A 17537-nucleotide genomic window follows, 5' to 3' on the forward strand; every position below is an offset into this window, starting at 1 on the left:
CGGTTTCCAGCGGCTTCTTCTTGGCCTTCATGATGTTCGGCAGCGTCACGTAGCGCGGCTCGTTCAGGCGCAGGTCGGTGGTGACGATGGCCGGCAGGTTCAGGCTGACCGTTTCCAGGCCGCCGTCCACTTCACGGGTCACGGTCACCTTGCCGTCTTCGAGCACCACTTTCGAGGCGAAGGTCGCCTGCGGCCAGCCCAGCAGCGCAGCCAGCATCTGGCCGGTCTGGTTCGAATCGTCGTCGATCGCCTGCTTGCCCAGGATGATCAGCTGCGGCTGTTCCTTCTCGGCCAGCGCCTTCATGATCTTGGCCACGGCCAGCGGCTCGGTCTCGACCGTGGTCTCGACCAGGATGCCGCGGTCGGCGCCAATGGCCATGCCGGTACGCAGGGTTTCCTGGCACTGGGCCACGCCGACCGAGACTGCTACCACTTCGGTGACCTTGCCGGCTTCCTTCAGGCGCGTGGCTTCTTCCAGCGCGATCTCGTCGAACGGGTTCATCGACATTTTGACATTGGCGATATCCACGCCGCTGCCGTCGGATTTGACGCGGACCTTGACGTTGTAGTCGACCACGCGTTTGACGGGTACCAGTATTTTCATGTGTTCTCCTTCGATGATGGGGACGGGACGGTGGGCTGGGCCGCGCCGAGCCAGTCGGCCAGCACCTGCGCGGTGTGCTCGCCGAGCAGCGGGGGCGGGCGCTGGTAGCGCACCGGCGACTCGCTCAGGCGGATTGGATTGGCGACCAGCGGTACCTTGCCGGCGCTCGGGTGCGGCATCTCGATCGCCATCCCGCGTGCGCGCACCTGAGGGTCCGCAAACACCTGGTCCAGCGTGTTGACCGGGCCGCAGGGCACGCCGGCGGCTTCCATCAGCGCGATCCATTCGGCGCTGCCGCGAGTGCGCGTCAAGGCGCCGATCGACTCGACCAGCAGGGCGCGGTTGGCGACCCGCCGCGGGTTGCTGGCGAAGCGCTTGTCCACGCCCCATTCCGGGCGGCCGAGGATGCGCGCCAGGCTGCAGAACTGGCTGTCGTTGCCGACCGCGACGATCATGAAGCCGTCGGCGGTGGGAAAGTCCTGGTAGGGCACGATATTCGGATGCGCATTGCCCAGGCGCTGGGGTGGCGCGCCGCCCACCAGGTAGTTCGAGGCCTGGTTCGCCAGGCAGGCTACCTGCACGTCGAGCAGCGCCAGGTCGATATGCTGGCCCTTGCCGGTACGGGCGCGGTAGGCCAGCGCGGCCTGCACCGCGACGGTCGCATACAGGCCCGTCATGACATCGGTAAGCGCCACGCCGGCCTTCAGCGGCCCGGCCCCTGGCGCGCCGTCGGGATGCCCCGTCAGGCTCATCAGCCCGCCCATGCCCTGCACCAGGAAGTCGTAGCCGGCGCGCGCGGCATAGGGACCGGTCTGGCCGAAGCCGGTGATCGAACAGTAGACCAGCCCGGGATTGAGCGCGCGCAGGCTGTCGTAGTCCAGTCCGTAGCGCGCCAGGCCGCCGGCCTTGAAATTCTCGAGCACGACGTCGGCGCGCGCCGCCAGCTGGCGTACCGTGGCCTGCCCCTCTGGGGTGGCGATGTCGATCGCCACCGAGCGCTTGTTGCGGTTGGCGGCCAGGTAATAGGCCGATTCGGCGGTGGCGCCGCCGTCTTCGTCGCCCAGCCACGGTGGTCCCCAGGCACGGGTGTCGTCGCCCTGCTCCGGACGCTCGACCTTGACCACGTCGGCGCCAAGGTCGGCCAGCAGCTGGCCGGCCCACGGCCCGGCCAGCACCCGCGACAGGTCGAGCACGCGCAATCCCGCCAGCGCGCCTTCGGGCAGCTGGCCGTCCATCAGAACGCCGCGATGCCGGTCTGGGCACGGCCCAGGATCAGCGCGTGGATGTCGTGCGTGCCTTCGTAGGTGTTGACCACCTCGAGGTTGACCATGTGGCGCACGATGCCGAACTCGTCCGAGATGCCATTACCGCCCAGCATGTCACGCGCCGTGCGCGCGATGTCCAGCGACTTGCCGCAGGAATTGCGCTTCATGATCGAGGTGATCTCGACCGCGGCCGTGCCTTCGTCCTTCATCCGGCCCAGGCGCAGGCAGCCCTGCAGGCCGAGGGTGATCTCGGTCTGCATGTCGGCCAGCTTCTTCTGCACCAGCTGGTTGGCCGCGAGCGGCTTGCCGAACTGCTTGCGGTCCAGCACGTACTGGCGCGCGGTGTGCCAGCAATCCTCGGCCGCGCCCAGCGCGCCCCAGGCGATGCCGTAGCGCGCCGAGTTCAGGCAGGTGAACGGACCCTTCAGGCCGCGCACGTCCGGGAAGGCATTCTCTTCCGGGCAGAACACCTCGTCCATGACGATCTCGCCGGTGACCGAGGCGCGCAGGCCGAACTTGCCGTGGATCGCCGGGGCGGACAGGCCCTTCCAGCCCTTTTCCAGCACGAAGCCGCGGATCGCGCCTTCGTCGTCCTTGGCCCAGACCACGAACACGTCGGCGACCGGCGAATTGGTGATCCACATCTTGCTGCCGGTGAGCGAATAGCCGCCCTCGACCTTGCGCGCGCGGGTGACCATCGAGCCCGGGTCGGAACCGTGGTTCGGCTCGGTCAGGCCGAAGCAGCCGATCCATTCGCCGGTGGCCAGTTTCGGCAGGTATTTCTGCCTGGTCTCTTCATTGCCGAATTCATGGATCGGCACCATCACCAGCGAGGACTGCACGCTCATCATCGAGCGGTAGCCGGAATCGACGCGCTCGACTTCGCGCGCGATCAGGCCATAGGCGACGTAGTTCAGGCCCGGGCCGCCGTACTGTTCCGGAATGGTCGGGCCGAGCAGGCCGAGTTCGCCCATCTCGCGGAAGATCGACGTGTCCATGCGCTCGTGGCGGAAGGCTTCGAGGATGCGCGGCTTGAGCTTGTCCTGGCAGTAGCTGGCGGCGGCGTCGCGCACCATGCGTTCTTCGTCGGTGAGCTGCTGGTCCAGCAGCAGCGGGTCGGCCCAGTCGAAGGCTGCGCGCTGGTGAGTTGAAGTCATTCCGTATTCCTTTCAGGTAGTGATGCGGCCAATGTACAATTGTCCGGACATCGAGACAAACGGCTTGTTCGCACTGCTTCGTGCGTAAAACGCATTCCGAACCCTGGACTCCCTCTCATGCGCCGCCACCTGCCTTCCACCGCCGCCCTGACCGCCTTCGAATCGGCGGCCCGCCACCAGAGCTTCACCAAGGCGGCCGACGAGCTGTCCGTGACCCAGAGCGCGGTGTGCCGCCAGATCGGCGCGCTCGAGGACTTCCTGAAAGTAAAGCTGTTCCGGCGCGGCCGGCGCGGCGTGACCCTGACCGAAGCCGGGATCGCCTACAGCCGCAAGGTGGCGGCCCGGCTGGACGAGGTGGAGCGCGACACGCTGGACGTGATGGCGCGCGGCGGCCAGGGCGGCACGCTGGAGCTGGGGGTGGTGCCGACCTTCGCCACCAAATGGCTGCTGCCGCGCCTGCGCGGCTTCCTGGAGCGCCATCCGGACATCACGGTCAACCTGACCTCGCGCGCGCGCCCCTTCCTGTTCGACGACACCCCCTTCGATGCCGCGATCCACGCCGGCGAAGCCGTCTGGCCCGGCACCGAGGGCCTGTTCCTGATGCGCGAGCGCATCGTCGCCGTGTGCAGCCCGGCCCTGCTCGCCAATGCCGACCGGGTCGACTGGCGCGCCTTGCCCCTGCTCCAGATGAGCACCCGGCCCTACGCCTGGCGCCATTGGCTGGCCTCCTGCGGCGCCGAGGTCGATCAGGACATGGCCGGCCCCCGCTTCGAACTGTTTTCGATGCTGGCCGAAGCCGCGTTGCAGGGACTGGGCGCGGCCCTGGTTCCGCGCTTCCTGGTGGAAGACGAATTGCGCCGCGGCGCGCTGGTCCAGATCGGCGACCACGAAACCGACAGCGGCCGGTCCTACTACCTGATCTATCCGGAACACAAGGCCGAGGACGGCGTGCTGGCCTGCTTCCGCGCCTGGCTCGACGGCGCCGCCCGGGACTATCGCGGCGGCTGAGGCAGCCGTTTCGGCCGGCGCCTGCAGCTAGCCGCGTCGCGCGGTGAATTCGCGGATAATGGCGGGCATGTCCAAGACCCTCGCTCCGGCGGCCTGCCCCTGCGGCGGCCCGTCGCTGGCCGCCTGCTGCGGCCCCTTTATCACAGGCAGCGCCCTGCCGCCCACGGCCGAGGCGCTGATGCGCTCGCGCTACACGGCCTACACGCAGAAAAACGGCGCCTACCTGCTGGCTACCTGGCACCCGAGCACCCGCCCGGCGGAGCCCATCCTCGATGAAAAAGAGCCGATCCGCTGGCTCGGACTTGAGGTAAAATCTGCTTTACGTTTACGTCAACGTAAAGTAGATTTGCCGGATGATCCAGATAGCGATACCGTCGAATTCGTCGCCCGATTCAAGCTGGGCGGACGTGCGCACCGGCTGCATGAAGTGAGCCGCTTCCGGCGCGAGCCCGACCCGGCCACCGGGGCGCCGCGCTGGTACTACGTGGACGGAAGTTTCCCAGAATAAACAAAAGTCGAGAAACCATAGAGGACGGCAATGCCCCAGATCGAGAGCAAACTCAACCCGCGCGGCGAGGATTTCAAGGCAAACGCGGCGGCCATGCAGCTGATCGTGGACGACCTGCGCGCCAAGGTCGCGCAGATGGCGCAAGGCGGCGGCGAAGCCGCGTCAAGCAAGCACGTCGCGCGCGGCAAGCTGCTGCCGCGCGACCGCGTGCAAATGCTGCTCGATCCGGGCACGCCCTTCCTCGAGTTCTCCCAGCTGGCCGCCTACGAGATGTACGAGGGCGCGGCGCCGAGCGCCGGCATCATCACCGGCATCGGCAGGGTGAGCGGCCAGGAGTGCGTGATCGTCTGTAACGACGCCACCGTCAAGGGCGGCACCTACTACCCGATGACGGTGAAGAAGCACCTGCGCGCCCAGGAGATCGCCGAGCAGAACCACCTGCCCTGCATCTATCTGGTCGATTCGGGCGGCGCCAACCTGCCGAACCAGGACGACGTGTTCCCCGACCGCGACCACTTCGGCCGCATCTTCTATAACCAGGCGAATCTTTCGGCAAAAGGCATCCCGCAGATCGCGGTGGTGATGGGTTCCTGCACCGCCGGCGGCGCCTACGTGCCCGCCATGAGCGACGAATCGATCATCGTCAAGGAACAGGGCACCATCTTCCTGGGCGGCCCGCCCCTGGTGAAGGCAGCCACCGGCGAAGTCGTCACCGCCGAGGACCTGGGCGGCGGCGACGTCCACACCCGCCTGTCGGGCGTGGCCGACCACCTGGCCAAGGACGACCTGCATGCGCTGTCGCTGGCGCGCACCATCGTCTCGAACCTGAACCGCGTGAAACCGGTGCAGGGCGCGCTGCGCGAAAGCGCCTCTCGTGGCCCGGTCGAGCCGAAGTACGCACCGGAAGAACTGTACGGCGTGATCCCGGTCGACACCCGCAAACCCTTCGACGTGCGCGAAGTGATCGCGCGCGTGGTCGATGGCAGCGAGTTCGACGAGTTCAAGGCGAGATACGGCACGACCCTGGTGTGCGGCTTCGCCCACATCTACGGCATGAAGGTCGGCATCATCGCCAACAACGGCATCCTGTTCTCGGAGTCGGCGCTGAAGGGCGCCCACTTCATCGAACTGTGCTGCCAGCGCAAGATCCCGCTGGTGTTCCTGCAGAACATCACCGGCTTCATGGTCGGGCGCAAGTACGAGAACGAAGGCATCGCCCGCAACGGCGCCAAGATGGTGACGGCAGTCGCCACCGCCTCGGTGCCGAAGTTCACCGTGATCATCGGCGGCTCTTTCGGCGCCGGCAACTATGGCATGTGCGGCCGCGCCTTCTCGCCGCGCTTCCTGTGGATGTGGCCGAACGCGCGCATTTCCGTGATGGGCGGCGACCAGGCCGCCTCGGTGCTGGCGACCGTCAAGCGCGACGGCATCGAAGCGCGCGGCGGCCAGTGGTCGCCCGAGGAAGAAGCCGCCTTCAAGCAGCCGATCAAGGAACAGTACGAGCACCAGGGCCATCCGTATTACGCGAGCGCGCGCCTGTGGGACGACGGCGTGATCGACCCGGCCGATACCCGCACCGTGCTGGGCCTGGGTTTATCAAGCGCGCTGAACGCGCCGATCGAAGAAACGAAGTTCGGCGTATTCCGCATGTAAGCGCGGATGTAAAGGATACTTGACAATGGAATACCAGACCCTCACCGTCTCCATCGACGACAAGGTGGCCGCCGTCACCCTGAACCGTCCGGACCTGCGCAATGCCTTCAACGAGCATGCCATCGCCGAACTGGCCCTGGCGTTCGAAGAACTCGGCCGCATGGAGACCGTGCGCGCCATCGTGCTGGCCGCGAACGGCCCGGCCTTCTGCGCCGGGGCCGACCTGAACTGGATGAAGAAGATGGCCGGCTATTCGCACAGCGAGAACCAGCAGGACGCCGCGCGCCTGGCCGACATGCTGCGCACCATCTACCTGTGCCCGAAGCCGGTCGTGGCCAAGGTGCAGGGCGACTGCTACGCCGGCGGCATGGGCCTGGTGGCGGCCTGCGACATCGTGGTCGCCAGCGAGCTGGCGCACTTCTGCCTGTCCGAAGTGAAGCTGGGCCTGATCCCGGCCACGATCTCTCCCTACGTCATCAAGGCGATGGGCGAGCAGGCGTCGCGCCGCTACTTCCTCACGGCCGAGCGCTTCGACGCGATCGAGGCGCTCCGCATCGGCTTCGCCCACGAAGTCGTGGCGCCGGAAGCGCTGGACGCCACCGTGGCCGGCATCGTCAAGGCCCTGGTGGGCAACAGCCCGAACGCCGTGCGCGAGGCGAAAAAGCTGGTGCGCGAGGTCGTGGGCCAGCCGGTGGACGACGCGCTGCTGCTTGACACCGCCGGCCGCATCGCGGAAATCCGCGCCTCGCTGGAGGGCCGCGAAGGCGTCGCTTCCTTCCTCGAGAAGCGCAAGCCGGGCTGGCTGAACTAGGACCGTACCATGCACAAGCCGCAGAGCTCTTCCGACTGGATCGCACGCAGCCTGCGCAGCGTGTGGCACCCCTGCACCCAGATGCAGCACCACGAAGAGGTGCCGCTGATCGCGGTCAGCCATGGCAAGGGCCCGTGGCTATACGACCATGAAGGCCGGCGCTACCTGGACGGCATCAGCTCCTGGTGGGTGAACCTGTTCGGCCACGCCAACCCGCGCATCAACGCGGCCCTGAAGGACCAGCTGGACAGGCTGGAGCACGCGATGCTGGCCGGCTTCACCCACGAGCCGGTGATCGCATTGTCGGAAAAGCTGGCCGCCCTCACCGGCCACAATCTCGGCCACGCCTTCTACGCCTCGGACGGCGCCTCGGCGGTCGAGATCGCGATGAAGATGAGCTTTCACTTCTGGCGCAACGGCGGCTATTCGGCCAAGCAGGAATTCGTCTGCCTGCAGGGCAGCTACCACGGCGAGACGATCGGCGCGCTGTCGGTCACCGACGTGCCCCTGTTCAAGGACGCCTATGGTCCGCTGCTGCGCGCCGCGCACGTGGTGCCGGCGCCGGACGCGCGCAACGCCCAGGAAGGCGAATCGGCCCAGGACGTGGCGCGCCGCGCGATCGGGGACGTGCGCAGCCTGTTCGAGCAGCGCGGCGACAGGATCGCGGCGATCATCGTCGAGCCGCTGGTGCAGTGCGCCACCGGCATGGCCATGTACGATCCGCTCTACCTGGAACTGCTGCGCGAACTGTGCGACCAGCATCACGTGCACCTGATCGCCGACGAGATCGCGGTCGGCTGCGGACGCACCGGCACCTTCTTCGCCTGCGAGCAGGCGGCCATCTGGCCCGACTTCCTGTGCCTGTCGAAAGGCATCAGCGGCGGCTACCTGCCGCTGTCGCTGGTCTTGAGCAGCGACGCCGTCTACCAGGCGTTCTACAGCGAAGACATCACGCGCGGCTTCCTGCATTCGCACTCGTACACGGGCAATCCGCTGGCCTGCCGCGCGGCCCTGGCCACGCTCGACATCTTCGAGCAGGACGACGTCTTGAACCGCAACCGCGAGCTGGCCACGAAGCTGACCATCGCGCTGGCGCCGCTGGCCGAGCATGAGCGCGTCCGCCACTTCCGCCAGCGCGGCATGATCTTCGCGTTCGATGCGGTCGAACCCGATGCCGCGCGCGCCGCCAGCTTCGCACGGCGCTTCTTCACGGCCGCGGTGGAGAACGAACTGCTGCTGCGCCCGATCGGACGCACCGTCTACCTGATGCCGCCCTATGTGCTGGACGAGGAAGAAGTGGCCGGCCTGGCGGCGCGCACGCAAAAGGTGTTCGACACCGTGATCGCGCACTGAGATGGACCTGATCGACGCCGTCAACCGCAAGCTCGACACCCTGGCCGCGCACAGCCTCACGCGGCGCCGGCGCGTGGCCGACAGTCCCTGCGCGCCGCGCCAGGTGGTAGACGGCCGCCCGCTGCTGGCGTTCTGCAGCAACGACTACCTAGGCCTGGCTGCCCATCCGGCGGTGGTGGAGGCACTGCGCGAGGGTGCCGCGCGCTATGGCGCCGGCAGCGGCGCCTCGCACCTGGTGAGCGGCCATAGCCGCGCGCACGCGCTGCTGGAAGCGCGCTTCGGCGACTGGATGGCGCCCTACATCGACCAGGCGCGCGCGCTCTACCTGTGCACCGGCTACATGGCCAACCTGGCCGTGTTGACCGCGCTCGGCGCGGACGCCGACGCGATGATCTTCTCGGAAGCGCTGAACCACGCCTCGCTGATCGACGGCGCGCGCCTGGCACGGGCCGGCGTCAGCATCTACCCGCACGGCGACCTGGACGCGCTCGATGCGCAGCTGGCCGCCAGCAGCGCCGCCACCAGAATCGTCGTCACCGACAGCGTGTTCAGCATGGACGGCAACCTGGCGCCGCTGCCGGCCCTGCTGGCCCTGTGCGAGCGCCACGGCGCCTGGCTGGTGGTGGACGACGCGCATGGCTTCGGCGTGCTGGGCGCAACCGGGCGCGGCGCCCTCGAGCACTTCGGCCTGCATTCACCGCAGCTGGTCTACATCGGCACCCTCGGCAAGGCGGCCGGCGTGGGCGGCGCTTTTGTTGCCGCGCATGCCAGCGTGATCGAACTGCTGGTGCAGCGCGCCCGCCCCTACATCTACACCACCGCCGCGCCGCCGGCGCTGGCGCATGCGCTGCAGGCCAGCCTCGACATCATCGGCGGTGCGGAAGGCGCGCAGCGCCGCGCCCACCTGGCGGCGCTGGTGGCGCACCTGCAGGACGCCCTGCGCCCGCGGCGCTGGCGGCTGCTGGCATCGGGCACCGCGATCCAGCCGCTCATCATCGGCAGCAACGACGATGCCTTGCGCGTGGCGGCCGGCCTGTACGAGCAGGGCCTGTGGGTGCCCGCGATCCGTCCGCCTACCGTGGCGGCGGGCACGGCGCGCCTGCGCGTGACCCTGTGCGCGGCGCATACCCACGACGAGGTCGCGCAGCTGGCGCGCGCGCTGAACGAACTGGAAAGGGCCACCGCATGAACAACCTGAACGAACCAGACCAGCCGGTCGCGCTGACGCCGATCGTGACGGCTCCGGCCACGACCGGCCCCGCGGACGCAGCGGCCACGGCGCCGCAGCCGGAGGCGCTGGCCGCCGAAGGCATGCCCACGCGCTTCTGCTGTTTTGTCACCGGCACCGATACCGAGATCGGCAAGACCCTGGTTTCGGCCGCGATCCTGCACAAGCTGGCCGCCAGCGGCCGCCGCGCCTGCGGCATGAAGCCGGTCGCGGCCGGCGCCGCGCTGGTCGATGGCGAATTGCACAACGAGGACGCCGACCTGCTGCGCGCGGCCGGCAACGTGCACCTGCCCTCCAGCATCACCACGCCCTTCATGCTGAAGGAAGCGGCCGCGCCCCACATCGCCGCCGCACTCGAGGGCGTGACCATCGAGCCGGTGCCGATCCTGGCCGCCTACACCGAGATCCAGGCGGCCTCGGATGCCGTCGTGGTCGAGGGCGTGGGGGGCTTTCGCGTGCCTTTCAACGACGACTTCGACAGCGCCGACCTGGCCACCCAGCTGAATCTGCCGGTGATCCTGGTGGTGGGCCTGCGCCTGGGCTGCATCAGCCACGCGCTGCTGACCGTCGAGGCCATCGTCGCGCGCGGCCTGGTGCTGGCCGGCTGGGTCGCGAATACCGCCGATCCGGACATGCGCTTCGCGCGCGAAAACATCGACGCGCTGGAACAACGCATTCCGGCGCCGCTGCTGGGCCATGTGCCCCGCCTGGAAAACCCGACGGCGCAAGCCGCCGCAGAATACATCGACCTTGCGGGATTGCCGGGCTGGCATTCTCCGCGCGTCCAGACCTGAGGAAGAACCGAGATGTCCCACCCCAATACCGCCGCTCAGAATACGATCGCACTGCATCGCCCGGTCAGCATCAAACAGCCAGAGAACGCCACCTGGCCGCTGCTCGATGTGCTGGCCCTGTTCGAGCTGCCTTTCAATGAACTGATGCACCGCGCCCAGGAAGCGCACCGCGCCAGCTTCCCGGACGGCGACGTCGAACTGGCCACCCTGCTGTCGATCAAGACCGGCGGCTGCGAAGAGGACTGCGGCTACTGCCCGCAGGCCGCGCGCTACGACACCGGGGTCGAAGCGAAGAAGATCCTCGACCTGGACACCGTGCTGGACGCGGCGCGCCAGGCGAAAGCCAGCGGCGCCACCCGCTTCTGCATGGGCGCGGCCTGGCGCAGCCCGAAGGAGCGCGACATGGAGAAGGTCGAAGCCATGGTGCGCGAAGTGAAGGCGCTGGGCATGGAAACCTGCGCCACCCTCGGCATGCTGGAAGAAGGACAGGCCGAGCAGCTCAAGAACGCGGGCCTGGACTACTACAACCACAACATCGACACCGCGCCCGACTTCTACGACAACGTGATCTCGACGCGCGAATACCAGGACCGCCTGGACACCCTGGGCCGCGTGCGCAGCGCCGGCCTGAAGGTCTGCTGCGGCGGCATCGTCGGCATGGGCGAGACGCGCGCGCAGCGCGCCGGCCTGATCGCCCAGCTGGCCAACCTGAACCCGTATCCGGAATCGGTTCCGGTGAACCACCTGGTGCAGGTGGAAGGCACGCCGCTGCACGGCATCGAGAAGCTCGACCCGATCGAATTCGTGCGCACCATCGCGGTGGCCCGCATCACCATGCCGCAGGCGCGGGTGCGCCTGTCGGCCGGCCGCCGCGAACTGGGCGAGGCGGTGCAGGCGATGTGCTTCATGGCCGGCGCCAATTCCATCTTCTACGGCGACAAGCTGCTCACCACCGGCAACCCGGAAGCGGACGACGACCGGGTGCTGCTCGAGAAGCTGGGCCTGAAGACGCGCGCCGCCACGCTCGATTCGGCGCCAAAGGCCGCCTGCGGCTGCTGATCACGCAAACCATTCGAACAACCAGAAGCGAAAGACCAACGCATGTTCACCAAGATCCTCATCGCCAACCGTGGCGAAATCGCCTGCCGTGTCGCCGCCACCGCGCGCCGCATGGGTATCCGCACCGTCGCCGTGTACTCGGAAGCCGACGCGGACTCGAAACACGTGGCGGTCTGCGATGAGGCGGTCCTGATCGGCCCGGCCGCCGCCAAGGACAGCTATTTGCGCGGCCAGAAGATCATCGAGGTGGCGCGAGCCACGGGCGCCCAGGCGATCCACCCGGGTTACGGCTTCCTGTCGGAGAACGCGGAGTTCGCCGAAGCCGTGCAGGCGGCCGGCCTGGTGTTCATCGGCCCGCCGGGTTCCTCGATGCGCGCGATGGGTTCGAAGTCGGCCGCCAAGGGGCTGATGGAGGGCGCCCGCGTTCCCCTGGTGCCGGGCTACCACGGCGATAGGCAGGAACCCGCTTTCCTGCGCGAGCAGGCCGACCGCATCGGCTATCCGGTACTCCTGAAAGCCAGCGCCGGCGGCGGCGGCAAGGGCATGCGCGTGGTGGAGCGTTCGGAAGACTTCGAGGCCGCGCTGGCGTCGTGCAAGCGCGAAGCGATCAGCTCCTTCGGCGACGACAAGGTGCTGGTCGAGAAATACCTGATCCGCCCGCGCCACATCGAGATCCAGGTATTCGCCGACAGCATTGGGAACTGCGTCTACCTGCACGAGCGCGACTGCTCGGTGCAGCGCCGCCACCAGAAGGTGCTGGAAGAAGCGCCGGCGCCCGGCATGACGCCGGAGCGCCGCGCCGCCATGGGCGAAGCGGCCGTGAATGCCGCGCGCGCGGTCGGCTACGTGGGCGCCGGCACCGTGGAATTCATCGCCAACCAGGACGGCTCCTTCTACTTCATGGAGATGAACACCCGCCTGCAGGTGGAACACCCGGTCACCGAAATGATCACCGGCACCGACCTGGTCGAGTGGCAGCTGCGCGTGGCCTTCGGTGAGCCGCTGCCGAAGCAGCAGCACGAACTGGCGATCCACGGCCATGCGATCGAGGCGCGGGTGTACGCCGAAAATCCGGAAAAAGGCTTCCTGCCCTCGATCGGCACGCTGCGCCACATGGACGCGCCGCACGCGGTCGAGTTCGAGCTCGGCGCCGACGGTAGCCATCCGGCCGCCGTGCGGGTCGATTCCGGCGTGCGCGAAGGCGATGCGATTTCCCCCTTCTACGACCCGATGATCGCCAAGCTGATCGTGTGGGGCGCAGACCGCACCCAGGCCCTGGCGCGCCTGTCGCAGGCCCTGAGCGAGTTCCAGATCGTCGGCCTGGCCACCAACATCGCCTTCCTGAAGCGCCTGGTGGAAGGCGAGGCGTTTTCCAGCGCCGACCTGGACACCGGCCTGATCGAGCGCCATGGCGCCACCCTGTTCCCGGCGCCAAGTGCCGCCCCGCTGGGCGCGCTGGCGCTGGCCGCGCTGGCGCTGGCCAGCACGGAAACGGCGCCGGCTGTAGGCCGGCCCGCCGATCCATGGGCCCAGGCCAGCGGCTGGCGCATGAACAGCGCCTACCGCCGCAGCCTGTCCTTCGCCGATGAGTTCAGCGGTGCGCAGGGTTACCAGGTGGGCCTGGTGTACGGCGGCGCGGGCGCCCACGGCTGGCAGATCGAGGTCAACGGCGAGCGCCAGCCGGTCACGCTGGTGCGCCGCGCCGGCGCCGAACTGAGCATCCGGCTGGGCGAGACCGCGCTGCACGGCAGCGTGCGCCGCGACGGCGAGCTGTTCCACGTGTTCACGGGCGGCCGCCATTACACGCTGGCGTACAATGACCCGATGGCCCATGCCGGCGAGCTGGAAACGGCAGGCGGACGCCTGACCGCGCCGATGCCGGGCAAGGTGGTGGCGGTGCTGGCCTCGTCCGGCCAGGAAGTCAGGAAGGGCGAGCCGCTGGTGATCATGGAAGCGATGAAGATGGAGCACACGATTGCCGCGCCGAGCGACGGCCTGGTGGAAGACGTGCTGTACCAGGTCGGCGACCAGGTCGCGGACGGCGCGCCGCTGCTGGCGTTCAAGGCGGCGGCATAACAGCAACCGACAACAAGGGGGAGACATGCGCATACTCCTGTACCGCGGCGACGGCGTGATCGAGCCCTGGGCGCGCGAATTCGCCGCCGCCATGCCGCAGGTCGACACCGTCGCCTGGCGTGAAGGCGACAGCCTGCCGCGCTGCGACTACGCGGTGTTGTGGAGCCCCACCCCGGCCCTGCTCGACCAGCTGGCGCACGTGCGGGCGATCTTCCTGATGGGCGCCGGCGTCGATGCCCTGCTCAAGCTGGGCGATGCCCTGCCCCCGGTGCCGATCGTGCGCCTGGGCGACGCCGGCATGGGCGTGCAGATGGCGGAATACGTGGCGCACGCGGTACTGCGCTACTACCGCCACTTCGACGACTACGAGCAGCAGGCGCGCCACGGCGTGTGGGATCCGCTGCCGCTCACGCCCAAGCAGGATTTTTCGGTGGGAATCATGGGCCTGGGCCGGCTCGGCCTGCCGGTGGTCGAGGCGATGCGCCTGTTCGGCTTCCCGGTGCGCGGCTGGAGCCGCACGCCCAAGGACATCCCGGGCGTCGAATGCTTCCACGGCATGGAAGGCCTGGATCCCTTCCTGCGCGCGACCCGGGTGCTGGTCTGCATGCTGCCGCTCACGCCCGAGACGTCCAACCTGCTCGACCGCCACAATCTGGGCAAGCTGCAGCCGGGCGCCTACCTGATCAACGTCTCGCGCGGGGCCATCCTGGCCGAGCCCGACCTGATGACCCTGATCCGCTCCGGCCACATTGCCGGCGCCACCCTGGACGTGTTCCGCCACGAACCGCTGCCGGCGCCGCATCCGTTCTGGAACGAGCCGCGCATCAGCATCACCCCGCACATCTCGGCGCTCACCGTGCGCCACGACGCCGTGCTCCAGATCCTGGACAAGATCAGGAAGCTGGAGAGCGGCCAACCCATCGACGACGTCGTCGACCGCGACCTAGGATATTGAAAGCAATGACACAGCAAGCCAGCCTGCCGCAGCGGGTCAAGATCGTCGAAGTGGGGCCGCGCGACGGCCTGCAGAACGAGAAAGAGGCCTTGTCGGCCGACGTGAAAATCGAACTGGTGAACCGCCTGGCGCGCGCCGGCATGCCGAACGTCGAGGCGGCCTCGTTCGTGTCGCCCAAGTGGGTGCCGCAGATGGCCACCAGCCGCGAGGTCATGGCCGGCATCGAGCGCCTGCCGGGCACGATCTACTCGGCGCTGACGCCGAACATGCAGGGCTTCGAGGCGGCCCTGGCGGCGAAAGCCGACGAAGTCGTGATCTTCGGCTCGGCCTCGGAAGCCTTCTCGCAAAAGAACATCAACTGCTCGATCGCGGAATCGATCGCGCGCTTCGCGCCGGTGGCGCAGGCGGCCAAGGCCAGTGGCCTGCGCCTGCGCGGCTCGATCAGCACCGCCTTCGGCTGCCCCTACCAGGGCGAGGTGCCGCTCGATGCCGTGGCCGACGTGGTCAGCCGCATGCGCGAACTCGGTTGCGACGAGATCGACATCGCCGACACCATCGGCGTGGCGACGGCGCGCCAGACCCAGGCCGTGATGCTGCGCGCGGCGCAGGAATTCCCGCTGGCGCAGCTGTCGGGCCACTTCCACGACACCTATGGCCAGGCACTGGCGAACATCTACGCGGCGCTGGAAGTGGGCGTGGCGATCTTCCACTCCTCGGTATCGGGCCTGGGCGGTTGCCCGTATGCCAAGGGCGCGACCGGCAATGTCGCCACCGAGGACGTGCTGTACATGCTGAACGGCCTGGGCATCGAGACCGGCATCGATCTCGACCAGGTGGTGGATGCGGGACAGTTCATCGCGCAGGCGCTGGGCCGCAAGGGCGCGAGCCGCGCCGGCAACGCACTGCTGGCCAAGCGCGCCGGCTGAGCAGGATGGACGGCTGGCGCCGTCCATGTACCCGCCGCAAACGAAAAAAGCCGACAGCGTGGCTGTCGGCTTTTTCCTTGAAACTGGTCGGAGTACAAGGATTCGAACCTTGGACCCTCTGGTCCCAAACCAGATGCGCTACCGGGCTGCGCTACACTCCGAGAAGAAAGATCATACCCTGCCGGGGTGACGCGGTCAAGGCTTACCGGCAAAATAAGCCCGGACGCCGCATTCTTCGGTACACATCGGGCGGCGGCTATAATCGCCACTACCCCGCAACCACCAGGAACCTAGATGGCAAAGAAAGAAGAACTGGACGAAGAAACGCTGGCCTTCATCCAGTGGTGCACCGAAGTAGAAGGCTTCCTGGTCACCGGCGGCGCCACCGTGCGCCAGGCCCAGGACCACATCGAGGAACAGATCGAGTGGTTCATGGACCAGTTCTACGATGGCCTGACGCCCGAACAGGCTGCCAAGGAGGCGCTCGCCTGAGCCCTCCCCGGCGCTGGCTCAGGCCGGCGCCAGCAGCCTGACCGGGTTCTCTTTCGCTGCGTCCTCGCCGGCCGCCGCCATCGTTCCCGGCACCCGCAGGCGGAACGTGCCCACCGCCTGCGCCAGGCTGTCCGCCTCTTCGCGCAGGGCCTGGGCCGCGGCCGACGCCTGCTCGACCAGGGCGGCGTTCTGCTGGGTGGCGTGGTCCATCTGGATGATGGCCCGGTTCACCTGCTCGATGCCGGCGCTCTGTTCCTGGCTGGCCGCCAGGATCTCGCCCATGATGTCGGTGACGCGGCCGACGCTGCCCACGATCTCTTCCATGGTGGCGCCGGCCTGCTCGACCAAGGCCGAACCTTCGCCCACGGTGCGCACCGACGCGTCGACCAGCGCCTTGATTTCCTTGGCCGCGGCGGCGCTGCGCTGCGCCAGGCTGCGTACCTCGCTCGCCACCACCGCGAAACCGCGTCCCTGCTCGCCAGCGCGTGCCGCTTCCACCGCCGCGTTCAGCGCCAGGATATTGGTCTGGAACGCTATGCTGTCGATCACGCCCGTGATGTCGCCGATGCGCCCGGCCGAGGCATCGATCGCGGCCATGGTGTGCACCACCTGCGCTACCACCTGCCCGCCCTTGTCGGCCACCGCCGACGCCGACTGCGCCAGTTCGTTGGCCTGGCGCGCGTTGTCGGCGTTCTGGCGCACGGTCGTGGTCAGCTCTTCCATCGACGCCGCGGTCTCTTCCAGCGAGGCGGCCTGCTGCTCGGTACGCGCCGACAGGTCCAGGTTGCCCGCCGCGATCTGGCTGGAAGCGGTGGCGATGGTGTCGGTGCCGCCGCGCACCCGGCCGACAATGGCCGCCAGGCCCGCGTTCATGTCGCTCAGGGCCTGCATCAGGCGGCCGGTTTCATCGCTGCCGCGTATCCGGATCTCGCGCGTCAGGTCGCCGTCGGCCACGGCGCCGGCGATCCGCACCGCCTGTTCCAGCGGCGCCACGATGCCGCGCACCAGCACGGCGCCGACGACGCCGGCCAGCAGCAGGCCCAAGGCCATGCCGCCCAGGCAGACGGCACGCACCAGTTCATAGCGCTGGCGCGAGGCCTCGTAGGCATGCCTGGCTTCTTCCAGGTGCAGCTGGATCAGCCCGTCGATGCCGGCCGCCGCGGGCCTGAACAGTTCGACCAGCGGACCGTGCACGAGCTGTTTCGCACGCTCCAGGTCGCCGGCACGCAAGGCCGCCACGGTTGGCTCCAGGCCGCGCTCGACGAAAGCGTTGCGGGCCTGCAGGAAGCGCTCGGCGGCTTCGCGCTCGCGTCCGGCGAGGCCGCCGGCGGTATAGGCCGTCCATTGCGCATCGATCACGGCGCGGTTGCGCTCGACGTCCTCGAGCAGGGCCGGCACGGCGCCGGGATCGACGGTCAGGGCTTCGGTGACGTCGAACTGGTTGCGGTTCAGCCTGCGAACGACCTGGTCGAGCTGTCCCAGGCGCACCAGGCGGTCGCTGTACATGGCCTGCAGCGCGTCGTTGGCCTGCCCGAGGCTGAACAGGCCGACGGCGGCGCCGATGAGCAGCTCAACCCCGAGCAGGCCGATGACGAGCAGGAGACGGACTTTGATGCTGAGTTGATTGAATAGGCGCATGAGCATGTTG

At 68.3% G+C, this 17537-nt stretch carries 16 protein-coding genes and 1 tRNA gene; 12 read left to right on the forward strand and 5 right to left on the reverse strand.

The features are described 5' to 3' along the window. The 3 genes from LE190_RS07075 to LE190_RS07085 form a co-directional block, all read right to left on the reverse strand. Window positions 1-604 (reverse strand): electron transfer flavoprotein subunit beta/FixA family protein (locus LE190_RS07075; RefSeq protein WP_225238077.1); only part of this gene is annotated, 604 nt, incomplete at its 3' end. Then, on the reverse strand, window positions 601-1839 hold the full coding sequence (locus LE190_RS07080) for a CaiB/BaiF CoA transferase family protein (protein ID WP_225238078.1): 1239 nt from the start codon (window positions 1837-1839) through the stop codon (window positions 601-603). The genes LE190_RS07075 and LE190_RS07080, both read right to left, overlap by 4 nt. Next, window positions 1839-3026: an acyl-CoA dehydrogenase gene (locus LE190_RS07085; protein WP_225238079.1), complete on the reverse strand. Its 1188-nt coding sequence runs from the start codon at window positions 3024-3026 to the stop codon at window positions 1839-1841. Before LE190_RS07085 ends, LE190_RS07080 begins: the two co-directional genes overlap by 1 nt. A 117-nt stretch (window positions 3027-3143) precedes the next feature. Here LE190_RS07085 and LE190_RS07090 point away from each other — a divergent pair, with 117 nt between their 5' ends. The 11 genes from LE190_RS07090 to LE190_RS07140 all read left to right on the forward strand — a co-directional run bounded on the left by LE190_RS07090 (window position 3144) and on the right by LE190_RS07140 (window position 15397). Further along, window positions 3144-4034: a LysR substrate-binding domain-containing protein gene (locus LE190_RS07090; protein ID WP_225238080.1), complete on the forward strand. Its 891-nt coding sequence runs from the start codon at window positions 3144-3146 to the stop codon at window positions 4032-4034. Window positions 4035-4101: 67 nt separating this feature from the next. After that, complete coding sequence (locus LE190_RS07095; RefSeq protein WP_225238081.1) at window positions 4102-4542, forward strand: YchJ family protein; 441 nt, start codon at window positions 4102-4104, stop codon at window positions 4540-4542. A gap of 30 nt (window positions 4543-4572) precedes the next feature. Beyond that, window positions 4573-6195 (forward strand): carboxyl transferase domain-containing protein, encoded by a 1623-nt coding sequence (locus LE190_RS07100; RefSeq protein ID WP_224947061.1) that lies wholly within the window; start codon window positions 4573-4575, stop codon window positions 6193-6195. A gap of 25 nt (window positions 6196-6220) precedes the next feature. After that, window positions 6221-7006 carry an enoyl-CoA hydratase/isomerase family protein gene (locus tag LE190_RS07105; RefSeq protein WP_225238082.1) on the forward strand — a complete coding sequence of 262 codons (786 nt, stop codon included), beginning with the start codon at window positions 6221-6223 and terminating at the stop codon, window positions 7004-7006. A 9-nt stretch (window positions 7007-7015) separates the two neighbouring features. Beyond that, window positions 7016-8359, forward strand: coding sequence for an adenosylmethionine--8-amino-7-oxononanoate transaminase (gene bioA / locus LE190_RS07110; RefSeq protein WP_225238083.1), 1344 nt, complete (start codon window positions 7016-7018; stop codon window positions 8357-8359). A 1-nt stretch (window position 8360) separates the two neighbouring features. After that, window positions 8361-9548, forward strand: coding sequence for an 8-amino-7-oxononanoate synthase (gene bioF / locus LE190_RS07115; RefSeq protein WP_225238084.1), 1188 nt, complete (start codon window positions 8361-8363; stop codon window positions 9546-9548). Then, the gene (bioD, locus tag LE190_RS07120; protein ID WP_439847473.1) at window positions 9545-10381 is read left to right on the forward strand and encodes a dethiobiotin synthase; all 837 of its coding nucleotides are present in this window, start codon (window positions 9545-9547) and stop codon (window positions 10379-10381) included. Before bioF ends, bioD begins: the two co-directional genes overlap by 4 nt. Window positions 10382-10393: 12 nt before the next feature. Next, window positions 10394-11440: a biotin synthase BioB gene (bioB, locus tag LE190_RS07125; RefSeq protein WP_225238085.1), complete on the forward strand. Its 1047-nt coding sequence runs from the start codon at window positions 10394-10396 to the stop codon at window positions 11438-11440. 42 nt (window positions 11441-11482) lie between these two features. Continuing rightward, entirely contained in the window at window positions 11483-13516 is a 2034-nt protein-coding gene (locus tag LE190_RS07130; RefSeq protein WP_225238086.1) for an acetyl/propionyl/methylcrotonyl-CoA carboxylase subunit alpha, read from the forward strand. 25 nt (window positions 13517-13541) lie between these two features. After that, the gene (locus tag LE190_RS07135; protein WP_225238087.1) at window positions 13542-14471 is read left to right on the forward strand and encodes a 2-hydroxyacid dehydrogenase; all 930 of its coding nucleotides are present in this window, start codon (window positions 13542-13544) and stop codon (window positions 14469-14471) included. A 5-nt stretch (window positions 14472-14476) separates the two neighbouring features. Further along, window positions 14477-15397, forward strand: a complete 921-nt coding sequence (locus LE190_RS07140; RefSeq protein ID WP_225238088.1) for a hydroxymethylglutaryl-CoA lyase — start codon at window positions 14477-14479, stop codon at window positions 15395-15397. Between the two features lie 84 nt (window positions 15398-15481). Here the strand turns inward: LE190_RS07140 and LE190_RS07145 are convergent. Continuing rightward, a tRNA-Pro gene (locus tag LE190_RS07145) sits at window positions 15482-15558 on the reverse strand. Between the two features lie 133 nt (window positions 15559-15691). On the opposite strand from LE190_RS07145, the gene LE190_RS07150 reads away from it, so the two are divergent. Further along, on the forward strand, window positions 15692-15889 hold the full coding sequence (locus LE190_RS07150; protein ID WP_225238089.1) for a hypothetical protein: 198 nt from the start codon (window positions 15692-15694) through the stop codon (window positions 15887-15889). A gap of 18 nt (window positions 15890-15907) precedes the next feature. On the opposite strand, the gene LE190_RS21900 is transcribed toward LE190_RS07150, so the two are convergent. Beyond that, a complete protein-coding gene (locus tag LE190_RS21900; protein ID WP_307734689.1) occupies window positions 15908-17527 on the reverse strand; it encodes a methyl-accepting chemotaxis protein in 1620 nt (539 codons plus the stop codon). Between the last annotated feature and the right edge of the window lie 10 nt (window positions 17528-17537).

This window comes from Massilia hydrophila, from assembly GCF_020208145.1.
Classification (GTDB): domain Bacteria; phylum Pseudomonadota; class Gammaproteobacteria; order Burkholderiales; family Burkholderiaceae_D; genus Telluria; species Telluria hydrophila.